This window comes from Mycobacteroides sp. CBMA 271 (assembly GCF_009729205.1).
Taxonomy (GTDB): Bacteria; Actinomycetota; Actinomycetes; order Mycobacteriales; family Mycobacteriaceae; genus Mycobacterium.
In genome coordinates, this window is the sequence record NZ_VTHB01000015.1 from 1 (window position 1) to 800 (window position 800).

At 62.0% G+C, this 800-nt stretch carries 1 protein-coding gene; it reads left to right on the top strand.

Features of this window, described 5'->3' with window-relative positions:
• On the top strand, positions 1-800 hold an 800-nt coding region (locus tag FZI91_RS23580), incomplete at both ends, for an MCE family protein (protein WP_155941544.1).

Sequence of the window (800 nt, forward strand, 5' to 3'; positions counted from 1 at the left end):
TCGTATTCGGCGATCTTCTCCGATGCGTACGGGCTGCGCGAGAGCGATGACGTCCGAATGGCAGGCGTGCGCGTCGGTCGCGTCGAGAAGATCGAGCTGGTCAACAACAACCAGGCCAAGGTCGACTTCGTCGTCCAGAACGACCAGAAGCTCTTCGGCAACACCCTTGCCTCCGTGACGTATCAGAACATCGTGGGCCAGCGGTACCTGGCCCTGTCACTGGGGAAGACCGGCGATACCAATGTGCTGCCCGGCGGGTCCACGATTCCGCTGGAGCGCACCGATCCATCCTTCGATGTGACCACGCTGCTCAACGGCTACGAGCCGCTGTTCAGCACGCTCTCGCCCGAGCAGGCCGACAACCTCACCAAGGGTGTCATCCAATCCCTGCAGGGCGATCAGGCCTCCATCACCTCACTGGTTGACCAAACATCCACGCTGACAAAGACATTCGCGGGCCGCGACCAGGTGCTGGGCAATGTGATCACCAGCCTCAACACCGTGACAAGCAACCTGGCACAGCAGAACGACAGCCTCGACAAGACCATCACCAACACTCGGAAGGTGGTGGCGGACTTCGACTCTCGCCGCCCAGAGCTGGTCAACTCGGTAGGCTCCCTGGCTCAGACACTGCGACGCGTCTCAAAGATCACCGACGAGGTCTACCCGTCGCTCGAAGAGCTCATCACTCGCCAGCCCGGGTTCGCCAAGCACATGGTTCAGAGCGAGCCCAAAATCGCTTTCCTGGCGGGAAACCTGCCGCTGCTGCTCAAGGGCCTGGCCCGCCTCACCGGCGACGG